The sequence below is a fragment of the Humibacillus xanthopallidus genome, from assembly GCF_006717145.1.
Classification (GTDB): domain Bacteria; phylum Actinomycetota; class Actinomycetes; order Actinomycetales; family Dermatophilaceae; genus Humibacillus; species Humibacillus xanthopallidus.
In genome coordinates this window covers 645325-665075 of record NZ_VFQF01000003.1, presented here as the reverse complement: position 1 = coordinate 665075, position 19751 = coordinate 645325, and the positions used below count along the sequence as shown (strand labels likewise).

17 protein-coding genes and 2 tRNA genes are annotated in these 19751 nt (G+C 72.0%); 9 read left to right on the top strand and 10 right to left on the bottom strand.

From position 1 onward, the window contains the following. Positions 1–131 precede the first annotated feature (131 nt). The 3 genes from FHX52_RS21085 to dcd form a co-directional block, all read right to left on the bottom strand. Positions 132–335 carry a hypothetical protein gene (locus tag FHX52_RS21085; RefSeq protein ID WP_141824323.1) on the bottom strand — a complete coding sequence of 68 codons (204 nt, stop codon included), beginning with the start codon at positions 333–335 and terminating at the stop codon, positions 132–134. Positions 336–438: 103 nt separating this feature from the next. Further along, entirely contained in the window at positions 439–1239 is an 801-nt protein-coding gene (locus tag FHX52_RS21080) for an alpha/beta fold hydrolase (RefSeq protein WP_246070303.1), read from the bottom strand. 11 nt (positions 1240–1250) lie between these two features. Beyond that, entirely contained in the window at positions 1251–1829 is a 579-nt protein-coding gene (dcd, locus tag FHX52_RS21075) for a dCTP deaminase (RefSeq protein ID WP_141824322.1), read from the bottom strand. A 119-nt stretch (positions 1830–1948) separates the two neighbouring features. On the opposite strand from dcd, the gene FHX52_RS21070 reads away from it, so the two are divergent. After that, positions 1949–3472, top strand: a complete 1524-nt coding sequence (locus FHX52_RS21070; RefSeq protein ID WP_141824321.1) for an AAA family ATPase — start codon at positions 1949–1951, stop codon at positions 3470–3472. A 41-nt stretch (positions 3473–3513) separates the two neighbouring features. Here the strand turns inward: FHX52_RS21070 and FHX52_RS21065 are convergent, their stop codons facing one another. Both FHX52_RS21065 and FHX52_RS21060 read right to left on the bottom strand, forming a co-directional pair. Further along, on the bottom strand, positions 3514–4356 hold the full coding sequence (locus FHX52_RS21065; RefSeq protein WP_141824320.1) for an SMP-30/gluconolactonase/LRE family protein: 843 nt from the start codon (positions 4354–4356) through the stop codon (positions 3514–3516). After that, a complete protein-coding gene (locus tag FHX52_RS21060) occupies positions 4356–4787 on the bottom strand; it encodes a hypothetical protein (protein WP_141824319.1) in 432 nt (143 codons plus the stop codon). Before FHX52_RS21060 ends, FHX52_RS21065 begins: the two co-directional genes overlap by 1 nt. Before the next feature lie 153 nt (positions 4788–4940). On the opposite strand from FHX52_RS21060, the gene FHX52_RS21055 reads away from it, so the two are divergent. From FHX52_RS21055 to FHX52_RS21045, 3 genes are all read left to right on the top strand, one after another. Then, positions 4941–5011 (top strand) — tRNA-Gly (locus FHX52_RS21055). A gap of 174 nt (positions 5012–5185) precedes the next feature. After that, positions 5186–6499: an APC family permease gene (locus FHX52_RS21050; protein WP_141824318.1), complete on the top strand. Its 1314-nt coding sequence runs from the start codon at positions 5186–5188 to the stop codon at positions 6497–6499. 63 nt (positions 6500–6562) lie between these two features. Continuing rightward, positions 6563–7858, top strand: a complete 1296-nt coding sequence (locus FHX52_RS21045) for a glycosyltransferase (protein WP_141824317.1) — start codon at positions 6563–6565, stop codon at positions 7856–7858. Here the strand turns inward: FHX52_RS21045 and FHX52_RS21040 are convergent. Beyond that, on the bottom strand, positions 7849–9552 hold the full coding sequence (locus tag FHX52_RS21040) for an FAD-binding oxidoreductase (RefSeq protein WP_141824316.1): 1704 nt from the start codon (positions 9550–9552) through the stop codon (positions 7849–7851). The genes FHX52_RS21045 and FHX52_RS21040 overlap by 10 nt on opposite strands. Positions 9553–9683: 131 nt before the next feature. On the opposite strand from FHX52_RS21040, the gene FHX52_RS21035 reads away from it, so the two are divergent. From FHX52_RS21035 to FHX52_RS21020, 4 genes are all read left to right on the top strand, one after another. Then, positions 9684–11219 carry a glycerol-3-phosphate dehydrogenase/oxidase gene (locus FHX52_RS21035; protein WP_141824315.1) on the top strand — a complete coding sequence of 512 codons (1536 nt, stop codon included), beginning with the start codon at positions 9684–9686 and terminating at the stop codon, positions 11217–11219. An 84-nt stretch (positions 11220–11303) separates the two neighbouring features. Further along, positions 11304–13034, top strand: a complete 1731-nt coding sequence (locus FHX52_RS21030; protein ID WP_141824314.1) for a SulP family inorganic anion transporter — start codon at positions 11304–11306, stop codon at positions 13032–13034. An 83-nt stretch (positions 13035–13117) separates the two neighbouring features. Continuing rightward, positions 13118–13191: transfer RNA gene (locus tag FHX52_RS21025), tRNA-Gly, on the top strand. A gap of 222 nt (positions 13192–13413) precedes the next feature. After that, the gene (locus FHX52_RS21020) at positions 13414–15276 is read left to right on the top strand and encodes an acyl-CoA dehydrogenase (RefSeq protein ID WP_141824809.1); all 1863 of its coding nucleotides are present in this window, start codon (positions 13414–13416) and stop codon (positions 15274–15276) included. Here the strand turns inward: FHX52_RS21020 and FHX52_RS21015 are convergent. Beyond that, positions 15248–15607, bottom strand: a complete 360-nt coding sequence (locus tag FHX52_RS21015) for a hypothetical protein (protein ID WP_141824313.1) — start codon at positions 15605–15607, stop codon at positions 15248–15250. The two genes, FHX52_RS21020 and FHX52_RS21015, sit on opposite strands and share 29 nt — an antisense overlap. 361 nt (positions 15608–15968) lie before the next feature. Here FHX52_RS21015 and FHX52_RS21010 point away from each other — a divergent pair, with 361 nt between their 5' ends. Next, positions 15969–16952 carry a helix-turn-helix transcriptional regulator gene (locus FHX52_RS21010; RefSeq protein ID WP_141824312.1) on the top strand — a complete coding sequence of 328 codons (984 nt, stop codon included), beginning with the start codon at positions 15969–15971 and terminating at the stop codon, positions 16950–16952. Here FHX52_RS21010 and FHX52_RS21005 read toward each other — a convergent pair. From FHX52_RS21005 to FHX52_RS20995, 3 genes are all read right to left on the bottom strand, one after another. Continuing rightward, positions 16930–18351: an acyltransferase family protein gene (locus FHX52_RS21005; protein WP_246070302.1), complete on the bottom strand. Its 1422-nt coding sequence runs from the start codon at positions 18349–18351 to the stop codon at positions 16930–16932. The genes FHX52_RS21010 and FHX52_RS21005 overlap by 23 nt on opposite strands. Positions 18352–18521: 170 nt before the next feature. Further along, positions 18522–18806 (bottom strand): DUF6458 family protein, encoded by a 285-nt coding sequence (locus FHX52_RS21000; protein WP_141824311.1) that lies wholly within the window; start codon positions 18804–18806, stop codon positions 18522–18524. Between the two features lie 73 nt (positions 18807–18879). Then, entirely contained in the window at positions 18880–19746 is an 867-nt protein-coding gene (locus tag FHX52_RS20995) for a hypothetical protein (RefSeq protein ID WP_141824310.1), read from the bottom strand. Positions 19747–19751 lie beyond the last annotated feature (5 nt).

Sequence of the window (19751 nt, the reverse complement as noted above, 5' to 3'; positions counted from 1 at the left end):
CGTCGCCCGTCCAACCCTCCGTTAGCGGCCCGTGACGCGGCCGCGGCCACCCGCCACCCTCAGGCCGCGGCCACCCGCGACGCGCCCAAGGCCACGGCCACCCGCGACCCGGCCGCCGCCAACCGCCATCCTCAGGCCACGCGAGCCGCGAGCCCGTCGCAGCCAGGCCCTTCGACGTCCGGCAGGGCGGCATACCGCCCGGTGCTGACCAGCAGCAGCGCGGCGACCGGCCCGCGCAGCTCCGCGCCGTCGCCACGCTCCCAGTCGATGTCGGTGGAGACGAGGCGAATACACCCAGGCGCTTCGCCGGGAAGAACGGGAAGCGCCGCTGCCACGCCCACTCGGGCGCGCTTGCACGCCAGTCTCATTCGCCTGCGCGAGATCACCGACCCCTCCTCGGGAGCTGACGTCCAGAGGACGTCTCCCAGAGCTCAACCCTCAGAGGTCGATGACCGACCCACCACCGTGCACGGCGAGAGCGATGGCCGCCCCGACCTCTCCGGACCGCGGCTCGGCGCTCGCGTCGTCGGCGATGCCGAGCTCGCCCGCGAAGCTGCTCGCGACGACGCCCGTGACCAGCTCGGTCCACAGCCGAGGGCGCAGGAGCATGGCGTGGTCGCCACGCGCCACCCGGATGAGGCTCGCGTCGCGGCCCTGCGCCTGCAGCTCCTCCACGAGCCGCCGCGACCGCGACAGCCCGCAGATGACGTCGCGGTCGCCGTGGATGACGACGGTGCGGCACCACGGCCCCGGCCGCGTGTCGCGGCGCTCGATCCACGGCGCGAGCGCCACGACGAGTCGCACGTCGCGCTCCGCGCCCAGGTGCAGCGCGACGCGCCCTCCCATGGAGTGCCCGACGACGGCCACCGGCCGCCCGGGGTATGCCGTCCGCACCTGTTCCAGCGCCCACCTGGCGTCCACGAGGGGTGCCTGCTCGTCGCCGTTCCAGCCGCGGAAGCGGAAGCGGACGCGCGCCACCGCGAGCGGCCCCGGGACCGACCGCAGCGACCGGGCGAAGGGCAGGAGGCGCGCGACGTTGTGCGACCAGGGCCGGTTCGGCTCGTAGCCGTCGACGGCACCACCGTGCAGGACGATGACGACCGCTGCGGCATCGGCGGGCTGCGCGTCCCACACGAGCGCGGCGGACGGCATACGCCCTCGGTCTGTCGCGTCCACCATGTCGCGGTCGCCCACCTCACGGTCGACCACGCCGGGGTCGCCCACGGAGGTGGAGCTCACGGAGGTGGCGCTCACACCGGTGAGCGGTGGAAGTTCTTGAACGACCGGCTCGCCGTGGGTCCGCGCTGCCCCTGGTAGTGGGAGCCGTAGGCCGCTGAGCCGTAAGGGTTCTCGGCGGGAGAGCTGAGCCGGAAGAAGCAGAGCTGGCCGATCTTCATGCCCGGGTAGAGCATGATCGGCAGGGTCGCGACGTTGCTCAGCTCGAGCGTGACGTGACCGGAGAAGCCGGGGTCGACGAAGCCGGCCGTCGCGTGGGTCAGCAGGCCGAGCCGGCCGAGCGAGCTCTTGCCCTCGACGCGGGCCGCGAGGTCGTCGGGCAGCGTCACGGCCTCGAGCGTCGAGCCCAGCACGAACTCGCCCGGGTGGAGGACGAAGCCCTCCTCCCCGGAGCCGACCTCGACGAGCCGGGTGAGGTCGGGCTGCTCGGCGGCAGGGTCGATGTAGGGGTACTTGTGGTTGTCGAAGAGCCGGAAGTACTTGTCGAGGCGCACGTCGATGCTCGACGGCTGGACCATCTGCGGGTCCCACGGGTCGAGCACGACACGCTCCGCCGCGATCTCGGCCCGGATGTCCTTGTCGGAGAGCAGCACGGGGTCGAGGCTACAGGCCGAGCCGCGGGGCGCCCTGTGAACGTCCGGTGCGTTGCGCACGTCAGGGACCCGTGCACGCCCACCCCCTGAAACGGGCCGGGGCCTCCTATCGTCAGGGCATGAACCCCTCGGACCGTCCCCGTCTCGCCAGCGACGAGCTGATGCGCGACTTCCACTCGGTGCTCCGTCGTGTGCTCGACGAGGTGCCGCAGGGCGGCGGTCCGCGGATCGTCGACGTGCTGAGCGAGCACCTCGGCACCGAGCCGCACCTGCTCGCAGTCGTCACCCTCCCCGTCCAGCCGCACCGGCTCGTCGATGCGGACATCGCGATGGCCGAGCTGTCGTCGGTCGACCCGGAGGCGAGCATCGTCGGCATCGCGGGCGACGCGCGGCACCACATGAGCCTCGGCGACCTCGTGCAGCACGGCATGGGTCTGCCGGTGGGCCAGGTCGACTACGACCGGATGCCGACGGGGCCGGGCAAGGAGGACCGGCGGCAGGTCGTCACCTCGGGGATCCGGCTCTTCCACTTCGAGGGCGAGCCGGTCGCGGTGCGCCACCTGGGGATGAACCCGCAGTTCGGCCGCGAGTCCGGAGCGATCGAGGTGATCGCCCGTGACCGAGGGGTGTCCGACGCGCTCATCGCCCGCGCGCAGGAGCTGATGGACCTGCGCAGCGTGATCCGGGGTCGGGTCGTCACCTTCGGGACCGACCCCTACGGCCACGGCATGGCCGGCATCACCTTCGTCGCACGGCCGACCGTCGACGCCGAGTCCGTCGTGCTGCCCGATGGCGTGCTCGACCGCGTGGCGAACCACGTCATCGGCATGGGCGAGCAGCGCGAGCGGCTCCAGGCCCATGGCCAGCACCTCAAGCGGGGCGTCCTGCTCTACGGGCCTCCGGGCACGGGCAAGACCCACACCGTGCGCTACCTCCTGTCGGCGACACCCGACACGACCGCGGTGCTGCTGAGCGGTGGCTCGCTGCGTTTCATCCACGACGCGGCCAAGGTCGCCCGTGCGCACCAGCCCGCCATCGTCGTGCTCGAGGACTGCGACCTCGTGGCCGAGGACCGCTCCTTCGGGCCGGGCGCCTCGCCGCTGCTCTTCGAGGTGCTCGACGCGCTCGACGGCCTCGACGCCGACGCGGACGTCGCCTTCGTCCTCACGACCAACCGCGTCGAGGACCTCGAGGTCGCGCTCGCCCAGCGCCCCGGGCGCGTCGACCTCGCGGCCGAGATCCCGCTGCCGGACGGCGACGGCCGCCGCGAGCTGCTGCACCTCTACGGCGGGCACCTCTTCGGCTCCGAGGCCATCTCGGCCGCGGCCGCCCGGGCCGAGGGCACGACCGCCTCCTTCACCAAGGAGCTCGTGCGCCGGGCGGTGCTCGCAGCGGCCATCGCCGACGAGCCGCCGGCGGACGACCACCTGGGTGCGGCGCTCGACGAGCTCCTCTCGGACTCGCACCGCCTCACGCGCAGCCTCCTCGGGGTCGACGCCGGCGAGGGCGGCCCCGACGGTGCCGGCCCGGACGGGGTCGGGCCCGACGGGTTCCCCCGGGGCTTCCAGCAGGTGCACCGACACGGCCGCGGGGGCGGGTTCGTCGCCTACGCCCCGGGCAGCGGGCCGGCGCGTCCGGTCTGACCCCGCCGGGCGGCATACCCCAGCGGGGTGGTGGCGCGGACTCAGCCCGCGAAGGCGCGCACCGGCAGGCCCGGCACGTCGACGCGCGCGCGGAAGAGCGCGCCGGCCTCGGGCTCGGGGTCGTCGAGGTTCTCGCGCGAGGTCGTGATGAAGAGGTCGCGGCCGTCGTCTCCGCCGAGCGTGCACGACGTCACGAGGCGCACGGGCAGGGTGATCTCGGCGACCACCTCGGCCGACGGGGAGTAGCACTGCACGCGTCCCGCGCCGTTGAGCGCGACCCAGACGTTGCCGGCGCTGTCGACGGTGAGCCCGTCGGGGTGGCCCGTCGCGGGAGTGACGAAGGGGCGCCGGCGGGTCAGCTCGCCGTCCTCGACATCGAAGACGTCGGTGCGGCCGGTCGGCGTGTCGTTGTAGTAGGCGTGCCGGTGGTCGGGCGAGAGGTCGATGCCGTTGGAGATGGTGACCTGGGGCAGGACGGTGGTGACGTGGCCGTCGCCGTCGACGCGGTAGAGCGTCGCGCTGCCCGGAACGCGGTCGTAGCCCATCGACCCGCACCACAGGCGGCCGATGCCGTCGACGCCGCCCTCGTTCATCCGGACGGACGGGTCGGTCCACAGCTCGATCCACGGCGCCGGTATGCCGTCCGCCTCGTCCGCGAGCGCGAGCCCTCGCTCCGTGGCGACGACCCAGCCACCCCCGACGCGCGGGCGCAGGAAGGCGGCGACGTCACCGACGTGCACCCGATCGACGGAGCCGTCGGAGCGCAGCGTCAGGACGTCGCCGGCGAGCATGTCGACCCAGCGGAGGCCGCCCCAGGTGGGCGACCAGACGGGCCCCTCGCCGTGGTAGCAGAGGGCGTCGGTGACCTGCTCGACCGCGGCCATCAGTCCCACCACACGCCGACGTAGTGGTGGCCCTGCGGCACGGTCGGTCCGTCGACGAGCCAGTCGGGGCTCGGCGAGGGCCCGCCGCTCGGGTCGGTCTCTGCATCGATCGTGAGCACGTCCACCTCTTCCGGGCTGAGGGTCGTGATGACGGCCACCCCACTGGCATAGGGCCATTCGTCATCGGGGTAGGTCTGGAACTCGAGCTGGTCGAGCTCGACCCGCACGTCGTGCACCTCGGGTCGCTCGCGCAGGGCGAAGAGCACGTCGCGCACGGACTCGAGGGCGAGGTCCTCGTCGCGGTTGGGGGCGATGCACCACTCGCAGTCGTTGCCGTCGAAGAACTGCTCGAGGGTGACGGCGACCTGCTGGGTGGCCCCTCCGCGGGCCCGGACGTGCTCGACGAAGGCCTGCTGCTTGGCGAGATCCATGCGGTGTGGGGCCCCTGCGGTCGAGGTCTGCGTCGACGTCTACGGGAGGTCTACGTCGACGGCTGCCCGTCGGTCGGGCGGCGGTCTGGTGTCGGCTACACTGGCGCCGCGTGCCGCCTTCGTGCCTCCTCGCGGAGGCTCCCGGCGGCCCGTGCGAGCGTAGCTCAATGGTAGAGCGCCAGCTTCCCAAGCTGGATACGCGGGTTCGATTCCCGTCGCTCGCTCCGATACAAAGCCGCAGGTCAGGACACATGTCCGGGCCTGCGGCTCTGTCGTTGCACCGCGGGCCCAGCGTGATCTCGGCAACTCATCCTTCGCGGCTGAGGCGGACGGCCACGGCCTCGGACGAGCCTGTGGGTGAAGCACCTGATGGCGCCGATCGGAGAGGCGTGAGCGACATGAGCGGCGAGACAAAGTCCATGACCGTCCTGCAGGCGGCCTTCATCGGCGTCGGCGCCATGGTGGGGGCCGGCATCTTCGCGCTGATCGGCCCCGCCGGTGGCATCGCAGGCGCCGCGGTCTGGGTCTCGTTCCTCCTCGCCGGCGTGATCGCCGCCCTGCAGGGCTACTCCTTCGGCAAGATGGGCGCGCACTTCCCGTCGGGCTCGGGGTTGATCGAGTACGTCGCGCGAGGTTTCGGCAACGGCCACTTCACCGGGATCACCGCGTGGCTGGCGTTCATGTCGCAGTGCATCATCACGGCCATGGTCGCGGTCGCCTTCGGTGGGTACGCGAGCGAGGTGTTCGCCGGCGGCAACGCCGCCTGGTCGAAGGTCTTCACCGTCGTGCTGCTCGTCGCAATGGGGTCGCTCAACGTCATCGGGGCGAAGGCGGTGGCGAGGGCTCAGGGCGTCATCGTCAACGTCGTTCTCGCCATTCTCGTCCTCTTCTCCGTCGTCACCGTCTTCACGGCCGACTGGTCCCTGCTCGCCCCCTCCGGCTATCCGACGTTCAGGCAGATCTCCTCGAGCGTCGCACTGACCTTCTTCGCGTTCCTGGGTTTCGGCGTCATCACCTTCACGGCCAAGGACCTGCCACAGCCCTCTCGCCAGCTGCCGAAGGCGATCTACCTGGCGATCGGGATCGCCACCGTGGTCTACGTCGCCATCTCGGTCGGCGTGTACGGCACGCTGACCGTCCCCGAGGTCATGGCCGCCGGCGACACCGCAGTGGCTGAGGCCGCGAAGCCGACCCTCGGCGAGTTCGGCTACCTCCTCATGGCCCTGACGGCCATGTTCTCCACCGCGGGGGCGACCAACTCGAGCCTCTACCCCGCGGCCGGGCTCGGAAAGGACCTTGCGGCGAAGCAGCAGTTCCCACCCGTCCTCGGGCGTCAGCTGGCGGCGCGGATCCCGGTGAGCCTGCTCGTCATGGTGTGCGCGACCGCGCTGATGGCCCTCCTGCTCGACCTCACTGCGATCGCCTCGATCGGAAGCGCTGTCGCACTGACCCTCTTCACGCTGGTGACGATCTCGCACATGCGGGTCCGGCGGGTGACCCACGCGAACACCCTGGTCCTGGTGACCGCCCTCCTCCTCACCCTCGCGACGCTCTTCTCCTTCGTCAGGACGACGCTGGTGGAGGAGCCGGCGACGATGCTCACCCTGCTCGTCCTGCTCGTGCTGGCCGTCGTCCTCGACGCTGTCTGGAAGCGGATCCTGTCGGGGCGTCAGGCGGGAGGGGTTGGAGAGCACAGCCACAGCCGCGACTGACGCCCCGTGCCCGATTGCCTCGTGTGACGACCACGGGGCATCGGCGTGTGCCACGCTCTCTTCATGGCAGATGTCCTGGTCTGTGCCTCTTCGATCCATGGTCACGTCACGCCCATGCTCGAGGTGGCGGCGCACCTTCGAGACGCCGGCCACGCGGTCCGCATGACGACCGGGAGCCGGTTCGTCGACCGCGTGTCTGCCACGGGCGTCGAGTTCGTCCCCCTGCGCGGTGCCGCCGACTTCGACGACACCGACCTCGACCGCGCGTTCCCCGGCCGCGCCGATGCCAAGGGCATCGCCAAGGTGAAGTTCGACGTGTCGCACCTGTTCATCGGCACGATGCGTGACCAGTTCGATGTCGTGTCCGCCGAGCTCCGCCGCCGACCCGCAGACGTGGTCGTCTTCGAGACGACCTTCATGGGCGTCGGACCGCTGCTGGCCCGTCCGGGCCCCCGCCCCCAGCTCGTGGGGTGCGGCCTCATCCCGCTCACCCTGTCCTCCCCCCACGTGCCACCCTTCGGCCCCGGGATCCCGTATGCCGCAGGCACCGTCGCGCGGCTGCGCAACCGCGCGCTCAGCGGCCTCATCCGCAACGTCGTGATGGCGCCGCAGCAGCGCGAGGCCCAGAAGGCCCTCGCGGACTGCGTGCCGGGCGCACGCCTGAGCGGCTACTTCATGGACGGCGTCGTCCACCTCGACGCCTTCCTCCAGCTCTCGGTCAAGGCCCTCGACTACCCGCGGCCGGACCTCCCGCCGAACGTCAGCTACGTCGGCCCCGTCCTGCCGCAGGCACGCGGCCAGGCCGAGCTCCCCGACTGGTGGCCGGAGCTCGACGGCTCGCGCCCCGTCGTCCTCGTGACGCAGGGAACGCTCGACATCATGGACCTCGACCGGCTGCTCGGACCCTCGCTGCGCGGGCTGTCCGATGAGGACGTGATCGTCGTCGCCGTCACGGGTGGCCCCCCGGTGGAGCAGCTCGGGCCACTGCCTGCGAACGTGCGCGCCGCGCGGTTCATCCCGTTCGACCTGCTCATGCCCCTGGTGTCCGTCATGGTGACGAACGGCGGTTTCGGCGGCGTCCACCAGGCCCTCGCGCACGACGTGCCGCTCGTCGTCGGGGGCGACACGGAGGAGAAGGCGGAGATCGCAGCCCGCGTGGACTGGGCGGGCGTCGGTGTCAACCTGCGGACGGGCACGCCTGCGCCCGAGAAGGTCCGCGACGCCGTCCGGTCGGTGCTCGGCCACGCGGCATACCGCGACAGGGCGCGTCTCGTGGGAGCGGACATCCGCCGCTCGGACGCGCTCGGGCGGGTCGCCGCCGAGGTCGACGCGCGCAGCGCGGGCGGCGCTCAGCCCTGACGCCGCGGAATGAGCTTGCCGGGGTTGAGGATTCCCGTCGGATCGAGCTCGGCCTTGATCGCGCGCAGGACGTCCACGCCGAGGTCGCCGATCTCTGCGCCGAGCCACGGGGCGTGGTCGACCCCGACGCCGTGGTGGTGCGTGATGGTGCCACCACCCGCAACGATCGCCTCGGTCGCGGCCGTCTTCACCGCCCGCCACTGGGCCAGCGGGTCGGTCGACTCGGCTGCCACGAAGGTGAAGTAGAGCGAGGCGCCCGTGGCATAGACGTGCGAGACGTGACACATGACGACGGCTCCCGTGCCGCCGTCGACGAGCGACGACCGGATCGCCGACCCGACGCCCGTATGCAGCCCCTCGAGCCGGTCCCACGTCGTCGCGGTCTCGAGCGTGTCGACGAGGACGCGCCGGCCCATCAGCCCGTCGCGCAGGTACGGCCCCGCGAAGCGCCCCTTCTCCCAGGCCCGAGCGACTCGGCTGGGCAGGCGCCGTGCGCCCTCCCGACCGAGCACCCGCTCGCAGACAGCCTGCCGGTGCTTGAGCGCTGCTGCATCCGTGCCCTCCCAGACGAGGATGACGAGCGTCGGCTCGCCGAGCCCGCGAGCCCTCCCGTAGCCCAGCAGCGCCGCGCCCGTGCGACCCGCGAGAGCGAGGTTGACCTGCGTCTCCTCCTCGTCGGAGAGCCTGCAGACATCAGGTATCAGGCCGTGCCCGGCCTCCTGGGCGAGACCCCGCAGGGCCTCGGAGCCCGCGTGGAACGACGGGAACAGCCACGCGGCATACCTCTTGGCGGTGGGACGTGGAGCGACCCGCAGCGTGGCCTCGGTGATGATGCCGAGCGTGCCCTCGCTGCCGACGACGACGTCGAGCAGGCGCGGCCCGGCGGCCGAGGCGGGGCTCCGGCCTCCCAGCACGAGCTCGCCGCGGGGGGTCGCGAGTCGCACCCCGAGCACGGTGTCGTCGATGCGGCCGTAGCCCGTCGACGCCTGCCCCGCGGACCGGGTCGCGACGTAGCCGCCGAGCGTCGCCTCCTGGTGGCTCTGCGGGTAGTGTCCGAGCGTCAGCCCGTGCGGCTCGAGCGCCCGCTCGATGTCGGGGCCGCGCAGGCCCGGCTGGAAGGTCGCGAGGCGGGCGACCGGGTCGACGTGGAGGAGCTGGTCCAGGCGCCGCAGGTCGACGGCGACCACCCCGGCGAGACGACCCTCCGTCCCGGAGCCATCCTCCCCAGCCTCCCCCAGCGCGATCGCGCGCGCACCTACGCCACCGACGACGCTCGTCCCTCCGCCGAAGGGCACGACGGCGACGCGGTGCTCCACGCACACTTCGAGGAGCCGCTGCACCTCGGCGGAGTCAGCCGGTTCGACGACGGCGTCGGGCGCCTCCGACCCGTCACCGTGGCGCAGGCGCCAGAGGTCCGGGTAGCTCTTGCCCCCGGCGTGCTCGACCCGCCACACCCGGTCGGTGTGGACGAAGTCGCTGCCGACCACGTCACGCAACGCCGCAATCTCCTTGTCGCCCAGTGTGATCGGCGGCAGCACGACATCCTCGAGGGCAACGTGAGGCGACTGCGCTCCTCGCGCAATCCCCCGCGAGGCCAACGTCGCCCACGCCCCGGAGCTCAGCGGATGCGCTTCGGCCGGGTCTCCCCAGCCGTGCCACACCGACCGGGGGATCGACCGCGTCAGCTCATCCATCGCAGCGACCTCGACACCCTGCCCGACAGCCACGTCCCATGCGCAACACCGTCGCACACCGCGCCACGTGAGTACCGTTGTTTCGTGCACCGCGACCACTCCCGCGTCGCGCCTGCCGGTCAGGGGGCGAGGTGACGGCGTCCATCAACACGGCCACCCGCGCGGCTGCGCTCGAGCGTCTGGCGAGCGTCCCGTACGACCTCATCGTCGTCGGCGGGGGCATCACCGGGGCCGGCGTCGTGCTCGACGCGGCGTCGCGCGGCCTGCGGGCCGCCCTCGTCGAGCGCGTCGACCTCGCGGCCGGCACGAGCCGCTGGAGCTCGAAGCTCGTCCACGGCGGCCTGCGCTACCTCGTCAAGGGTGACGTCGCGATCGCCTGGGAGTCGGCGCGCGAACGCCACCACCTCATGACGGCGATCGCACCGCACCTCACCCGTCCGGCGGCCAACCTCTTCCCGCTCGGCGACGCCACGCCGCCCTCCGTGGGAGCCGCCGTCGAGGCCGGTATGCGCGTGGCCGACGTCATGCGCGCGCTCGCCGGCACCCCACGACGTCTCCTGCCCCGTCCGTCGCGCATCAGCGCCGCCGAGGCGCTCGCGCTCGCGCCGGGCATCAGGCGGGGCGACCTCCGCGGCGCCGTCCTCCACTGGGACGGCCAGCTCGAGGACGACGCGCGGCTCGTCACCGCCGTGGCACGCACCGCCGCGGCGCTCGGGGCCGACATCGTCACGCGCTGCAGCGCCCTCGACATCGGCGACCGCAGCGTCCTCCTGCGCGACGAGCTGACCGGCACGACGCTCGAGGCGCGCGGCCACGTCGTCAGCGCCACCGGGGTGTGGGCCGCGGAGTACGAGCCGACCCTCACCATCACCCCGAGCCGCGGCTCGCACCTCGTCGTGCGCGCCTCGTCACTGGGCGCACCGCGGGCGATCTGCTACGCCCCCGTCATCGGCCAGTTCGGCCGCTCGGTCTTCGCGATCCCCCAGCCCGACGGGCTCGTCCTCATCGGCCTCACCGACGTGTCGACGAGCGACGTCGACGGCATCGCGCCGCCGGTGCCCGAGGAGGACGTCCGCTTCCTCCTCGAGACGATGAGCCGGGTCCTCGAGCGGCCTCTCGGCCCCGGCGACGTGGTTGGCCGCTATGCGGGCCTGCGCCCCCTCGTCCGCGACCCCGCCGGCGGCGAGTCCGCCGACGCGTCGCGCCGTCACCTCCTCGTCGACGAGCCGGGCCGGCCCGTGACGATCGCCGGGGGCAAGCTGACGACCTACCGCCAGATGGCGCAGGACGCCGTCGATGCCGTATGCCGTCGGGCGGGGCTCGCGGTCACCTGCCGCACCCGCACGCTCCCCCTCGTCGGCGCAGCCCCGCGGCAGGCCTTGACCCGGGTGCCGGCACCCACCCGGCTGGTGCGCCGCTACGGCACGGAGGCCACGGCAGTCGCGCAGCTGGCCGCCGATCACCCGGATCTCGCTGTGGCGGTGGGCGACTCGTGTCCGACGACCGGTGCCGAGATGCTCTTCGGCGTGCTCCACGAGGGGGCGATGACGGTGGAGGACCTCGTGGAACGGCGGACGCGGGTCAGCTTCGACGAGGAGGCCCTGCCTGCCGGCCGGGCCCTCGCAGAGCTGGCGCTCGAGGTCGCAGACGGCCTCGGTGCGAGCTGAGCCGAGCGGCCCCCGGCCCCTGCGGCGGGCGACGGATTTGCGCGATCTGCCCCGCGCACCCGGCAGGTCCACTAGGCATGGACCATGACCGCGACGGCACGGCGGACCTCAGGCCTCATCCCCCTCATCGGGCAGCTTCGCGCCTACGACCGATCCTGGCTCCGGGGTGACCTCATCGCGGGTGTCACGGTCGCCGCGCTCATCGTGCCGAAGAACCTCGGCTATGCCGGCATCGCCGGGATCCCGCTCCAGAACGGCCTCTACGCGGCCGCAGCCGGCGCCATCGTCTACGCGATCTTCGGCAGCTGCCGACAGATCTCCGTCGGGCCGAGCTCCGGCCTCGCAGCAGTCGCGGCGAGCGCCGTTCTCGCGGCCGGCCTCGTCGCCGAGCAGGACGTCGCGAGCTTCGTCGCCGGCATCACGCTCGCATCGGGAGTGCTCTTCCTGCTGCTCGCCGTCCTCAAGATGGGGTGGATCGCCCGCTTCCTCTCCCGAGCCGTCGTCACCGGCTTCCTCTTCGGCGCGGCGATCGACGTCGTCATCGGCGAGCTGCCCAAGCTCACGGGCACCAAGGTCACCGGCTCCAACCCGATCCAGGAGCTGTGGTCGTGGTTCGGCACCCTCGGCGAGGCGCACCCCGCCACCGTCGTGGTCGGCGTCATCGCGCTCGTGGTCGTCTTCGGGCTGAGGGCCGTGGCGCCCCAGGTGCCCGGCGCCCTCGTGCTCGTCGTCGGAGGCCTGTTGGCGGCGTCGATCTTCGACCTCGGCGCCAAGGGGGTCGCCCTCGTCGGTGACATCCCGAGCGGGCTGCCCGCCTTCGCGGTGCCCGACCTCCAGCTGATGTTCGACCACATCGGCACGACCTCGCTCGCGGCGGTGGCCCTGCTGCTCATCGGCTTCTCGCAGACCGCCGGAGACGCGCGGACCTTCGCCGCCAAGCACCACTACCGGATCGACATCAACCAGGAGTCGACGGCGCAGGGTCTGGCCAACACCGCCGCCGGGGTCTTCCAGGGCATGCCTGTCTCGACGAGCCTCTCGGCCAGCTCGCTCAACGACCACTCCGGAGCCAGGACCGGGGTGGCCTCGCTGACGTCGGGCGTCACGGTGATCCTCACCCTGCTCTTCCTCGCCCCGCTCTTCTCCAACCTGCCCAAGCCGGTGCTCGCAGCGCTGATCATCGAGGCGGTCGTCATGGGCATGATGAACGTGCCCGAGATGCGACGCCTCGCTCGGGTCCAGCGCTTCGACTTCTGGATCGCGATCGCAGCCCTCACCGGCGCCCTGGTCTTCGGGGTCCTTGCCGGCGTCGTCATCGGGATCATCCTCTCGCTCATCTGGCTCGTCTCCGTCGCCACCCGGCCGAAGATGCCGGCCCTCGGCCTCGAGGCGGGCACCCAGGTCTTCCGCGAGGTCGACGAGCACCCGGAGGACACCGTCTATCCCGACGTCGCCGTCGTCCGGCTCGACGGAGGCCTCTTCTTCGCCACGGCCGACGCCTTCGACGACCGGCTCCGTGAGCTCATCCAGTCCGGCCCGGGCCTCACGGGCGTCGTCCTCGACTGCGGCGGCATCAACTTCATCGACTCGCAGGGCGTCGACAAGCTGGGAGACATGGTCGACCTCGCCCGCGAGACCGGCGTCGCCCTGAGGCTCGCTCGCCTCAAGCCCGGGGTCCGCGCCACCCTCGAGCGCGACGGCGTCGTCGAGCGCCTCGGCGCAGACCGGATCCACGGCAACATCTACCGTGCTGTCGAGGCCGAGCGGTCGGCCGGCGCGACCCCGGGACGCGGCACCGACGGCCCTGGCGAATAGCTCCCAGCAGGGCCTCGGACCGCCCCCGAGCACCCCTCGACTGGATGCGGCGCGGCAGGTCCGCTATGGTTTCGGTCGAACACGCGGGTGTAGTTCAGTAGCAGAACAGCCTCCCTCCAGGAGGAAGACGTACGTGCGATTCGTGCCACCTGCTCCACGTGTCGAAGGGCCCGGTCATGGCGACCGGGCCCTTCGTCGTCCCCCGGCCCCGCGGCATACCGCAACCCGACCGGCGCCACCCGGCCACGCGGCATACCGCGGCGCGGTCTTCCTCTTGCGTTCGTTACCGGTCGGTAGCATCATGATGAGTACCGGCCGGTAACTTGGCTGTGCCCGCGACGAAGCGGATCACCCGAACGACAGAACGGTGGAGGACCTCATGGGCCACTACAAGAGCAACGTGCGTGACCTGGAGTTCAACCTCTTCGAGGTCTTCGGTCGCCAGGACGTCCTGGGCACCGGCATCTACGCGGACGTCGACACCGACGCCGCCAAGGACATCCTCCACGAGGTCGCACGCCTCGCCGAGAACGAGCTCGCCGAGAGCCTGCTCGACTCCGACCGCAACCCGCCCGTCTACGACCCGGTGAGCAAGTCGGTGACGATGCCCGACTCCTTCAAGAAGTCCTTCCGGGCCTACGTCGACGGCGACTGGGGCAACCTCGACGTGCCCGCCGAGCTCGGCGGCATGGTCGTGCCGCCGTCGCTGCGCTGGTCGGTCGCCGAGATGGTGTGCGGCGCCAACCCCGCCGTCCACATGTTCACGGCGAGCTACTCCTTCGCCAGCCTCCTGTGGCACATGGGCACCCCCGAGCAGAAGAAGCTCGCCAAGCACATCGTCGACAACGCGTGGCACACGACGATGGTGCTCACCGAGCCCGACGCGGGCTCCGACGTCGGCGCCGGGCGCACCAAGGCCGTGCAGCAGCCCGACGGCACGTGGCACATCACCGGCGTCAAGCGCTTCATCACCTCGGCCGAGTCCGACATGGTCGACAACGTCGTCCACTTCGTGCTCGCCCGCCCTGAGGGCGCCGGCCCCGGCACCAAGGGCCTCAGCCTGTTCATCGTGCCGAAGTTCCACGTCGACCCCGAGACGGGCGCGCTCGGCGAGCGCAACGGTGCCTGGGTCACCAACGTCGAGCACAAGATGGGCCTCAAGGTCAGCACGACGTGCGAGGTCACCTTCGGCGAGCACGAGCCCGCCGTCGGCACCCTCCTCGGCGACGTGCACGACGGCATCGCGCAGATGTTCAAGGTCATCGAGAACGCCCGCATGTTCGTCGGAACCAAGGCGATCGCGACCCTCTCGACCGGCTACCTCAACGCCCTCGCCTACGCCAAGGAGCGGGTGCAGGGCGCCGACCTCACGCAGATGACCGACAAGACCGCGCCGCGCGTCACCATCACGCACCACCCCGACGTCCGCCGCTCGCTCATGCTCCAGAAGGCGTATGCCGAGGGGCTGCGTGCGCTCGTCATCTACACCGCCTGCCAGCAGGACGCCGTCAGCCAGGGCCAGTCCGGCGACCCGGCGGCCCCGCTCGAGCCGGGCTCGGATGCCGAGATCGCGCACCGGGTGAGCGACCTGCTGCTGCCGATCGTCAAGGGCCTCGGCTCAGAGCGGGCCTGGACGCTGCTCGGCACCGAGTCGCTGCAGACCTTCGGCGGGTCCGGCTTCCTGCAGGACCACCCGATCGAGCAGTACGTCCGTGACGCGAAGATCGACACCCTCTACGAGGGCACGACGGCGATCCAGGGTCTCGACTTCTTCTTCCGCAAGATCGTGCGCGACAAGGGCCAGGCCCTGCAGCACGTGTCCGGGCAGATCGCCGAGTTCGCCAAGGACCTCGGCGGCTCGCTCGACACCGAGCGCGAGCTGCTCGGCAAGGGGCTCGAGGACGTGCAGGGCATCCTCGGTCACATGGTCGGCGACCTCATGAAGAGCGACCCGCGCATGGGCGGCGACATGTCCAACCTCTACAAGGTCGGGCAGAACACCTCGCGCCTGCTCCTCGCCGCCGGCGACCTCGTCGTCGGGTGGCTGCTGCTGCGCCAGGCCGAGGTCGCCCAGCGTGCCCTCGACGGCGGCGCGTCGGGCAAGGACGCCGACTTCTACCGCGGCAAGGTGGCGGCTGCCTCGTTCTACGCGAAGAACGTGCTGCCCAAGCTCGCTGCCGAGCGCGTCATCGCCGAGGCCACCGACAACGACCTCATGGATGTGCCTGAGTCGGCCTTCTGACCGACCACGTGGCCGGGTGGGCAGCCACGACGACGGCGCCCCACCCGGCCACGAGCGGGCCGACCAGACCCACGGCCACGGCTACCGCCTCTGACCCGGCCACCCGCAGCACGAAGAGCACCGCCTGAAGCTCCGGGCGGTCTGCGTCACGCGCAGCCACGAAGACGTGCTCGACGTCATCGGACGCTGCGACCTCCGCGCGAAGCGCCTCGGCCAGCGCGCTCCACGAGAGCACGCTGGCCGAGAGGTCCCTCCCCGGCTCCGAGTGGCCGGCCGACAGGACGAGGACGACGGGGGTCACCCGGTCACGGGCTGAGCCGTCCGCGGCCACCAGAGCACCAGGCCGGCCCACGACCAGGCGAGGACGGTCGGGGGCACTGGACGGGCGAGAGACGAGAGGCGGCGACGGACGGTGGTTGCTGTGCTCATGGGCCATGACTCCTGAGGGATGGTGACCGCGGGGCCCTGTTCCCCGCGTGGTGCCAAATGTGCCCGCCACCGACGACCCGACGCGAGCCCATTCGGGGGCCCTTTGCGGACCTGACCGGTTCCGGACAGGCGGCCCGTCTTCGGCGACCGCGTCGGGTCGCCCCGGACCGCGGTCGAATCGCTCCGGATGCGCTTCGGGGGTCTGCGCCGAGCCCGCGGTTAGACTGCACACCGTAGGTCGACAAAGCTGCGAAGGGGTGCGCATGCTCGGGGTCTTCGGGGTCGAGGCACGGACCGAGGCGGTCTATCGGGCGATGCTCGAGCATCCGACGGCCGACCTCGCCACCATCGCGGGCGACGTCGGGGCCTCCGTCGAGCAGGTTAGGGCCGAGCTCGACCTGCTCGCCGACCTCATGCTCGTCGAGGTGGTGGCAGGGGCCCGTCCGTTCCAGGCGATCCCGCCGGAGCAGGCCATCGCCGTGCTCGTCGCCCGCGAGGAGGAGCGTCTCGCCGAGCGGCAGCGCCAGGTCACCGAGGCCCGCGCCGACATGGGCGACCTCGTGCAGTCCTTCGTCAGGAGCCGCACCCTGCAGGGCCCGGACGGCCTCGTCGAGGAGATCGACGACCCGCGGGTCGTGACGTCACGGCTCTACCAGCTCACCCAGGCGGCTCGTGAGCGCGTCTCCTTCATGCTGCCCGGCGACGCCCTGCCGCCCGGCGCGATCGAGCCGTCGGCCCGGCTCGACGACGAGCTGCTCGAGCGGGGGATCCCGCTGCGCGTCATCGTCACCGATGCATCGCTCGAGGCACCGCACTGGCGGGGCCACCTCGCACGGCAGGTCACCCGCGGGGTCCAGGCACGGTCACACCCGGCGCCGCCGCACCGCATCGTCATCGTCGACGGCACCGTGGCGATCCTGCCGCGAGACGACTCGTCGGGGGCACTGGTCGTGCACGGCCCTGACCTCGTCGCCCCGACAGCCGCCCTCTTCGACGCGATCTGGCAGGCTGCCATCCCGCTGGTCCCCGACACCGTGGGGGCCGCTGACGGGGAGTTCTCGGACGCCCGCGTGCGTCAGGTCGTGGCGCTGCTCGCCCAGGGCCAGAAGGACGAGGCGATCGCACGACGGCTCAACGTCTCGGTGCGGACGGTGCGGCGGCTCGTCTCGGCAGCCCTGTCCGCTCTGCACGCGGAGAGCCGCTTCGAGGCCGGCGTGCTCGCCGTCAAGCGCGGCTGGGTCGCCTGACGAGCCGCGGCGCCTGGAGCAGGGCGAGACCCGCACCGAGCACCGCGAAGCCCACCGCCGGGGTCACGTCGCCGACGAGGAAGAAGACGGCCCGGTTGCCGAGCACGTCGACGCCGACGATCGACACGATGAGGATGCCGAAGAAGAGCACGGCGGCAGACACCGCCGTCACGGGGTCGACCCAGCGGCGCTGGTCGGGCACCTCCGCGCCCGCCCCTCCCGGGGCACCGCGGTCGAAGCGCACGAAGAGCAGGACGAAGGCCGCCGTGACGAGAGCGAGCACGGCGAAGAGCACCGGGCGCGTCAGCCACCAGAGTGCCGAGTTCACCGGCGGCTGCTCGACGCCGAGGGCACGGGCGGTGACGAGGACCGTCATGAGGGCCGTCAGGTGCCAGAGGAAGGCTGTCATCGCGAAGGGTGACACGAGCACCACCGCGGCCCACACGCGCGCCCGCGCGAGCACTCGGTCCATGACGGGACGGAGCACCACGGCGAGACCGCAGATGCCGATGCCCTGGGCGAGCAGGGCCGCGGTCGGGGGCGCCATGTTGGAGATCGCCTCACCGGGCAGACCCACCATCGACGTCGGATAGGGCCCGACCGTGACGGCGAGGAGCATCGCGCCGTATCCCACGACCGCCATCGCCCAGCCCCGGCCCGTCGTGAGCAGGCCGTCGCGCCAGGCGAACCCGAGCTGGTGCAGTGCCAGCCACACGAGGGCGAAGTTGAGGTTGCCGACGAGCTCAGGGCCGCCGTTAAACCGCACGACGTCCACGGCGACCGCCAGCACGACGAGCACCCCGACGACCCGGAGGCCCCACCGCCGGTGCAGGTCCCGCATGAGCGGTGCGAAGGCGCACGCTCCGAGGTAGATGCCGACGAACCACAGCAGCTGCGGAACCATGACGAGCGCGTCGCGGGCCAGCCGGCCGACGGCGTCGGTGCGCGACGTCAGTCCCGACAGGTCGGCTGCGACACCGAGGAGGAGCCAGACGACGAGGAACGCGAGGGTCGGACGCAGGAGGCGCACGGCCCGGCGGTGGAAGAACGCGGCATACCGGCCCGGGCCGGGGGGCCAGTGGCGGTCGAGCGACTCCAGGGTGTGCGCGTGGGCGACGCCGCCGACGAGGAAGAAGAGCGGCATGACCTGGAGGACCCAGGTGAGCGGCTGCAGGGCCGGCACGAGCGCGAGCGCATTGGTGATCTGGAGGTCGTCGGTGAGCACGACCATGAGCCAGTGCCCGAGGATGACGACGAGCAGCGAGCCCACCCGCAGCGTGTCGACCCAGCGGTCGCGGTCGGCCGGGGTGGCCGCGGCTATGTCGGCCGCAGAGCGGGCGGAGCGGGTGGAGCGGGTGGAGCGGGTGGAGCGGGTGGAGCGGGCGGGTGCTTGGCTCACGCTTTCATGCAAGCACTCCACAGGGGCCGGCGGGATGAGTTCGCCCACTCACGCCGAAACGCACCGAGCAGTCGCGAGGTCCACGCGGCATACCTCGTGGGGTTGGCGACTGCTCGGTGCGTTTCTCGATGGTGCCCGATGGTGCGCGCGGGTGCGCGTCCGGCGGGACCTCAGTAGGTGCCGTCGGTCCGCTCGACGCGGCGCTCGACGACCTCGTCGCCGTCGACGCGACGCTCGACGACGTCAGGTGCCCCACGGCGCTCGGTCACCGTCGTGTGCTGCGTGCGGGTGCGCTGAGCGTTCATGATGAGGGCCAGCACGATGGCCAGCGCCCCGCCGATCATGAGGATGATGCCCACCGTGTTGAGGTTGGTGTCCAGCAGGTTGCTGTCGAGCGGTGTGAAGTAGAAGATCGCACCGACGACGAGCAGGAAGATCCCGAGTCCGATGCCCATGACGTCTCCTTGGCTCGTGGCACGCCACTGCGCGTGCTCCGGCCCCCACATACCCCGACGCGCGACCTCGCGGTCACCGACGACGCGAGCGACCTGACAGCGCCACGCCCAGGAGGAGCACCACCGAGACGCCCACCGCCACCGCCGCAGCGGTGTAGAGCCACGTCGCCGAGAGGCCGTATGCGGCGTCGGCCAGGGTGCGCACGACGGGGTCCGGCACGAGGTCGATCGTCGGTGAGCGGCCGAGCATCAGGCCGGCCGCCAGCGTCACGCCGCCGAGCAGCCACCCGAAGGCGATCCATCCGAGTGTGGGCCGCCGCCGCGCGGCGAGGGCGACCGCGAGGAGCGCGAGGGCCACGACGAGCACGGGCGCCCAGACACCCCAGGCGTGGGCGACGGCATACACCCGCTTGGCGGTGCCGAGGTCGGACGCGGCGACGAGCGGGATCTCAACCGTGGGACGCAGCGCGGCCGGGTCCGTGACACCGACCCGCGACAGCGTCTGCTCGAGCTCGGGCAGCTCGATCGGGACGAGCATCGTCACCCGGCCCTGGCTGTCGAGTCCGGTGTCGGCGCGCCCCTCGAGCACCCCGACGAACTGCCGGTGGGTGTTGCGGAGCGCGACCGTCCACGCCGTCGCGACACGAGGGTCGGCGACGACGGTGGTTGCCACCTGGCGCAGCGGGCCCTCGAGCACCTGCTCGACCGCCGGCTGCAGCTGGACGGCACCGAGCACGTTCGTGACGATGCCGTCGACCAGCGCCTCCTGCACCTGCGGCTGGCGCACGACCGGGCTCAGCTCGTCGACGAAGACGGTGGTGCGGGTCAGCATGAGCGAGGCCCAGACCGCGACGAGCGAGAGCGGCATGAGCACGACCGCGAGCACCCCGCAGACGAGGGAGACCACCGGTCGCACGACACCGTTCGACTGCTGCGCCACGAGCT

Bases quoted from the DNA above. Each gene is read 5' to 3' on its own strand.
- FHX52_RS21070 (WP_141824321.1), top strand. From the start codon at position 1,949: ATGAACCCCTCGGACCGTCCCCGTCTCGCCAGCGACGAGCTGATGCGC.
- FHX52_RS21000 (WP_141824311.1), bottom strand. From the start codon at position 18,806: ATGGGCATCGGACTCGGGATCTTCCTGCTCGTCGTCGGTGCGATCTTC.
- FHX52_RS21050 (WP_141824318.1), top strand. From the start codon at position 5,186: ATGAGCGGCGAGACAAAGTCCATGACCGTCCTGCAGGCGGCCTTCATC.
- FHX52_RS21045 (WP_141824317.1), top strand. From the start codon at position 6,563: ATGGCAGATGTCCTGGTCTGTGCCTCTTCGATCCATGGTCACGTCACG.
- FHX52_RS21060 (WP_141824319.1), bottom strand. From the start codon at position 4,787: ATGGATCTCGCCAAGCAGCAGGCCTTCGTCGAGCACGTCCGGGCCCGC.
- FHX52_RS21065 (WP_141824320.1), bottom strand. From the start codon at position 4,356: ATGGCCGCGGTCGAGCAGGTCACCGACGCCCTCTGCTACCACGGCGAG.
- FHX52_RS21020 (WP_141824809.1), top strand. From the start codon at position 13,414: ATGGGCCACTACAAGAGCAACGTGCGTGACCTGGAGTTCAACCTCTTC.
- FHX52_RS21030 (WP_141824314.1), top strand. From the start codon at position 11,304: ATGACCGCGACGGCACGGCGGACCTCAGGCCTCATCCCCCTCATCGGG.
- FHX52_RS21010 (WP_141824312.1), top strand. From the start codon at position 15,969: ATGCTCGGGGTCTTCGGGGTCGAGGCACGGACCGAGGCGGTCTATCGG.
- FHX52_RS21040 (WP_141824316.1), bottom strand. From the start codon at position 9,552: ATGGATGAGCTGACGCGGTCGATCCCCCGGTCGGTGTGGCACGGCTGG.